Here is a 5,189-nt window from a genome sequence, read left to right as displayed (position 1 = left end):
GGTGCCACGGATCCGGCAACTGACCGAGGAGGGCATCCCGGTGACCCTCGCCCTGTCCCTGCACGCTCCGGACGACGAGCTGCGCAACGAGCTGGTTCCGATCAACACCCGCTTCTCGGTGGCCGAGAGCGTGGAGGCGGCGTGGGACTACGCGCGCGTGACCCGCCGCCGGGTGTCGATCGAGTACGCCATGATGCGCGGCATCAACGACCAGGCGTGGCGCGCCGACCTGCTCGGCGACGTCCTCGGCTCCTACGGCGACTGGGGCTGGGTGCACGTCAACCTGATCCCGCTGAACCCGACGCCGGGCTCGAAGTGGACCGCGTCGGACCCGGCCGACGAGCGCGAGTTCGTGCGTCGTCTCGAGGCGAAGGGGATCCCCACCACCGTGCGGGACACCCGGGGCCGCGAGATCGACGGCGCCTGCGGCCAGCTGGCCGCCACCGAGAGCTGACCGGCTCCCAGCCCGCGGCTCCTGCCCGGGTCGACGCCGCGTGGCCGGATAGTCCGCGGTTCCGCCCACCAGCCGCGAGGAGCGTCTAGGGTGCCGAGGACCGGCCGCCCCGTCCTCGGAGTCGCAGATGAAGAGCTCACGCCGTAGTGCCACTGCCGACCGGCAGCATCGGCGACGCCGATCCTTGCTGGGCACCGCCATCGCGGCCGCGTTGTGCCTGATGACGACTGCCTGCGGCAGCCTCTTCGACGACTCGGACTCGGACACCGCGTCGACCGAGCGAGGCCAGCGCGCGCACGGCACGCCGAGTGCGAAGTCGGTGAGAGCCTTCTACGCGCGTGCCAGCAGGGCCTACCGCGTCGGGGATGCCCGCCAGCTGTGCCGGATGATGCAGCCCCGGTACGCCGAGACCATGGTCGAGGAGGCCTCCGCCGGAGGCATCGACGTGTCCACCTGCCCCGAGATGTGGAAGTACGTCTTCGAGTTCGACCCCGAGGGCTACAAGGACAAGATCCGCCACGTCGAGGTCAAGGGCAGGACCGCGACGTTCCTCTCCGGGGACGACCCGTGGCGCCTCAGGTTCGTCCGTGGCGAATGGATGATCGTCGACCCGGGCTAGCCGGGAGACCTGGTCTCGGTTCGCTAGCGGGTGAGGATGCAGAAGGGATGGCCGGCCGGGTCGGCGAGCACGTAGAGAGCCTCCGCATCCTCGGTGCGGTCGAGCAGGACGGTCGCGCCGAGGCCGAGGGCGCGCTCCTTCTGGTGCTCGAGCTCGTCGCGTGAGCTCACCGAGAAGTCGAGGTGGAGCTGCATCGGCACCTCGTGACTCGGCCAGGTCGACCGCGGCAGCGAGTCGACGCGTTGCACGGCGATCTTCCGGTTTCCGTCGGCATCGACCAGCACCAGCCAGCTGTCGTCGTCCTCGGCACCGTCGGGTGGCGGCTCGTCGCCGGCCCGGTAGCCCAGCCCGAGGAGCTCGCGGTAGAACTCGGCGAGCCCACGAGCGTCGGTCGCGTCGATCGCCGTGTGCAGCAGGTGCGGGAACTCGGGCATGGCATCTTTCTACCGGCTCGCACCGGTCGCCCCGCCCGGGCTCAGGTCACCCTCGTCGCTCCGCCCGCCGGGCCTTGCGGCGGCGGTGCCGGCGCATCACGCCGAGGCCGAACCACACGAGTGCTCCGAAGACGGCGACCACGATCGTGTAGAGCCAGAGAGGCCAGGTGAAGTCCAGGACGAGGAAGTGGAACCGGACGTCGGCGGTGTTCTGGAAGACGAAGATCAGGAGTACGCCGAGGCCGAAGATCGACGCGATCGCCCCGCCGCCGAGCTTGCGATCCTCGTCCACACCACCATGATGGCGAGGTGACCGGCGTCGTCTGATCACCCGTTTCGGACCAGCCCTGCCGCAGGCCGGTCACCGTGGTGGAAGTGGCAGGGTCACGCCGGGTCGGACGGGGCGGATCGCGCGGACGAAGAGGAACACCGGGGAGGCGTTGAGGGCCCGGCGGACACGTCCGTCGGGAACCGCGTGCTCGTCCAGCCCGGGCGACGGCTCGTGCACGGCGTCGATGGCCAGCCCCTGCTCGAGGAGCGGGGCGAACACGGCCGAGACCGGGCGGCGCCACAGGTGCGCGGTCGTCTGTATGCCGTCGACATCCCAGGCCTCCTCGATCAGCTCCACGCGGTGGTAGTCGGTGCGGTCGGACCTCAGCCATCCGGTGATCGGGTGGTGTACGGACATGACGAGGGCCCCGCCGGGCTCGAGGACGCGATGGATCTCACGGAGGACTCCATGCCAGTCGGGCAGGTAGTGCAGCACCAGCGACGCGACGACGAGATCCATGCTCGCGCCATCGACCATGTGCAGCGGTTCCCGGAGGTCGGCGACCTCGATCCGCGCGTGGTCGCCCACCCGGTTGCGGGCGTGCGAGACCATGCGCTCCGACTTGTCCAGCGCGACCACGTGTGCTCCGGCCGCGACCAGCTCGTGCGTCAGGTGTCCGGCCGCACAGCCGAGCTCGAGCACGTGGCGATCCCGGAGCGGACCGAGCAGCCGGAGGATGGTCGGCCGGTCGTAGAGGGCGTTGGGCGGGCCCGACGCCGATGACCTGGCGTAGCTGTCGGCCAGCTCGTCGTAGATGTGGTCGCTCATCCCCGGAACCCTGACACACGGTCGAGGGTGGATCCGGGTCGCCCTCGCGGCGTTCGCCCCTCGGCCGGTCAGGCCAGGAACGCCGGGGCGGCGACCAGCAGCTCGACGTTCCGGTCGCTGCGGGCACCGCGACGGTTCCGGTCCCGCTCCTGCCAGTCGTTGGCGGCCAGCTCGCGGGCCAGCGCCGCCAGCGGGATCGGCCCGTCCAGCCGGCCGCCGTACGACAGCGGTGCCCCGTGGTCGACCATCGTGGCGAAGATCGACAGCGTGCCGTCGCGGTTGTCGGTGACCTCGATCAGGCGCGCCTGCTGAGGCCAGTCGACGTGGGAGGCGGTGTTGATCTCCCAGAAGCCGCCGCCTCCGTCGCGTTGATGTGCCCAGACGTTGTTGGAGTGGGTGTGGCCGTTGACCCAGGCGATGACGTTGTGGTGCGCGAGCAGCTCGGCGACGACCTCGTCGCCGAGGACGCGCGGCTGCGGGTCGCCACCGGTGCCGACGAGCGGGTTGTCCATCGTGCGGGCCGTGTGGTGGCTCGCGACCACGACCAGCCGCCCGGCCGAGGCCTGGAGCTGTGCCTGGAGCCAGGCGAACTGTGCCTGGTCGAGGGAGCCGTTCGCCTCGCCGTTGGGGTTGACCGTGTCGAGGACGACGAAGCGCAGCAGGCCGCGGTCGAACGCGTAGTACGCCGTGCCGTCGGCCCGGTTGGTCTCGGTGAACCCGTGGCCGACCGGTGAGCCGGTGGTGGTGAAGTGCTCCTCGACGATCTCGGCCCTCTGCAGCAGCCGGCGATCGGGGTCGGGCGTGACCTGTCGGACGTGGGGGGTGGCGGCGAAGGCCGCGACGAAGTCGGCGTAGTTGCCGCGCAGTGCGTTGAGCACGTCGGCCTGGCTGACGCCCGTCGGTGGCGAGATCATCTTCAGGGGCCCCACCGCGACCGTGTTCAGCTGCATGGTCGAGGGGAAGTTGCCCTGCGCGAGGGGGTCGTGGTTGCCCAGCGCGGTGTACCACGGCATGCCGAGTCCGGCGGCCCGGAAGGGGCGTCGGGCCGCGTCGAGCAGGCCGGGCACCTCGGGGAAGCCGTACCTGCTGCGGGGCTGGTCGTCCTCCTTGCCCGCCGGGGTGCCGTCGGGGTGCCAGTAGTGGGTGTCGTAGTAGGTCGGGTCGCCGTCCATGACGCCCTCGTAGCGAGACAGGTCACCGGAGTCGGCGCGCACCTCGCCGCCGTCGAGCACGTCGATGTTCCAGCGGATCTCGTTGTACTGGGAGTTGTCGGAGTTGTCGCCGGTCTGGATCGCGAACGCGAGCGGCTTCCCGGTGACGGGTCCCGCCCCGATCTGGTTGATCTCGCGCACCATCGCCTCGACGATCTGGGCGGTGAGCACCTCCTGGGGACGGTAGGCGGCGCCGAAGATGCCGGGCGTCGGGTCGTCGGGCTGGTCCTGGTCGTCGTAGCGGTCGACGTACTCGACGCGCATGGGCGACTGGGCGTCGACGATGTGGACGTCGCTGAGCTGGGCGAACGCGAGGAGGGGCTTGCGGCGTGAGCGGCGGCCGCTCCGCGCCGGCGCGCCGAGGTCGGTGCGCACGACGTGGGGCTCGCCGTCGGCCCGGACGACGGGCCGGTAGCCGCCCTCGCCCGCCGGACCCCTGCGGAGCGTCACGTCGAGTGTGGTGCGGCCTCGCGCGGGGACGCCGGCCACGGCCTCGGCCGCCAGCCCGCCGAGGACCGCTGCGCCGCCGACGGCGCCGGCGGCCCGGAACAGGTCTCGACGGGTGAGGTTCATGCGGGGTTCAACGACCGGCCCGGGAGGGTGTCACGCACGGAGGGCCCGACGCCGCCCACGCCGTACGGCTGCCCGCCACTTCCTTCACACGAGCCCCACGGCTCGGCCGACCCATGCACTTCTCAGGCGTTGCATCGCCCCAGAAGTGTCGGTGTCCCCGGCGGGCCGGGGAAACCGACAAGCGACCACCCCAGCTCACATCGCGTGCGCCAGCAGCTCCGCGAACAGGTCGTGCTCGTCGACCTCGAGACCGCGGGCGCGGAACCAGGTGCACACGTTCGTGCAGTCCCGGAGGAGGAAGTCCGGTCCCGCCGGGTTGCCCACCAGGTCGACCACCTGCGGCAGGTCGATGATGACCAGGCGCTCGCCGGCCGCGAGGATGTTGTACGGCGAGAGGTCGCCGTGGACGATCCCGTGGCGGGCGAGCTCGGCCAGGGCGTCGCGCAGCTGGTCGAAGTAGCACTCCAGCAGGTCTGGCGCGGGCCGGGTCTGCGCCAGCCGTGGGGCCGACTCCCCGTCGTGGGTGATCCACTGCATGAGCAGCTCGGTGCCGTCGATCTGGACGGGGTAGGGGACCGGCAACCCGATCGACCAGAGCCGCTTGAGGGACTCCCACTCCGCCCACGCCCACTGGCCAGCGGCCACCGCGCGCCCGTGCGCGGTCTTCTTCGCCAGCGCCCGGCGGTCTCGGCTGTTGCGGGTCCGGCGGCCTTCGGTGTAGGCCGCCGAGCGGTGGAACGAGCGGTGCTCCTCGTCGCGGTAGCGCTTGGCCGCCATCACGACCGAGGGGCCGTCGTCG

At 71.4% G+C, this 5,189-nt stretch carries 6 protein-coding genes and 1 pseudogene; 2 read left to right on the top strand and 5 right to left on the bottom strand.

Going from position 1 to position 5,189, the window contains the following annotated elements:
• Positions 1–454 (top strand): annotated as a pseudogene (locus VFN12_RS17265) (23S rRNA (adenine(2503)-C(2))-methyltransferase RlmN); the annotation flags it as partial.
• Between the two features lie 220 nt (positions 455–674).
• Positions 675–1,073, top strand: coding sequence for a hypothetical protein (locus VFN12_RS17260; protein WP_325120029.1), 399 nt, complete (start codon positions 675–677; stop codon positions 1,071–1,073).
• A 23-nt stretch (positions 1,074–1,096) separates the two neighbouring features.
• Here the strand turns inward: VFN12_RS17260 and VFN12_RS17255 are convergent, their stop codons facing one another.
• The 5 genes from VFN12_RS17255 to VFN12_RS17235 form a co-directional block, all read right to left on the bottom strand.
• Positions 1,097–1,507, bottom strand: a complete 411-nt coding sequence (locus tag VFN12_RS17255; RefSeq protein ID WP_325120028.1) for a VOC family protein — start codon at positions 1,505–1,507, stop codon at positions 1,097–1,099.
• Between the two features lie 46 nt (positions 1,508–1,553).
• Positions 1,554–1,799, bottom strand: a complete 246-nt coding sequence (locus tag VFN12_RS17250; protein WP_325120027.1) for a LapA family protein — start codon at positions 1,797–1,799, stop codon at positions 1,554–1,556.
• 69 nt (positions 1,800–1,868) lie between these two features.
• Positions 1,869–2,606 carry a class I SAM-dependent methyltransferase gene (locus VFN12_RS17245; RefSeq protein WP_325120026.1) on the bottom strand — a complete coding sequence of 246 codons (738 nt, stop codon included), beginning with the start codon at positions 2,604–2,606 and terminating at the stop codon, positions 1,869–1,871.
• A gap of 68 nt (positions 2,607–2,674) precedes the next feature.
• Positions 2,675–4,390, bottom strand: coding sequence for a TIGR03767 family metallophosphoesterase (locus VFN12_RS17240; RefSeq protein ID WP_325120024.1), 1,716 nt, complete (start codon positions 4,388–4,390; stop codon positions 2,675–2,677).
• 195 nt (positions 4,391–4,585) lie between these two features.
• Positions 4,586–5,189, bottom strand: a 604-nt coding sequence (locus VFN12_RS17235) for a serine protein kinase RIO (RefSeq protein ID WP_325120023.1), incomplete at its 5' end; no start/stop codon positions are given.

The organism is Nocardioides sp. (assembly GCF_035703625.1).
GTDB lineage: Bacteria > Actinomycetota > Actinomycetes > Propionibacteriales > Nocardioidaceae > Nocardioides.
This window is presented reverse-complemented; position numbering and strand designations above follow the sequence as displayed.

What these genes read in the sequence shown, in the direction of transcription:
- VFN12_RS17240 (WP_325120024.1), bottom strand. Translation starts at nt 4,390, where the DNA reads ATGAACCTCACCCGTCGAGACCTGTTCCGGGCCGCCGGCGCCGTCGGC.
- VFN12_RS17255 (WP_325120028.1), bottom strand. Translation starts at nt 1,507, where the DNA reads ATGCCCGAGTTCCCGCACCTGCTGCACACGGCGATCGACGCGACCGAC.
- VFN12_RS17245 (WP_325120026.1), bottom strand. Translation starts at nt 2,606, where the DNA reads ATGAGCGACCACATCTACGACGAGCTGGCCGACAGCTACGCCAGGTCA.
- VFN12_RS17260 (WP_325120029.1), top strand. Translation starts at nt 675, where the DNA reads ATGACGACTGCCTGCGGCAGCCTCTTCGACGACTCGGACTCGGACACC.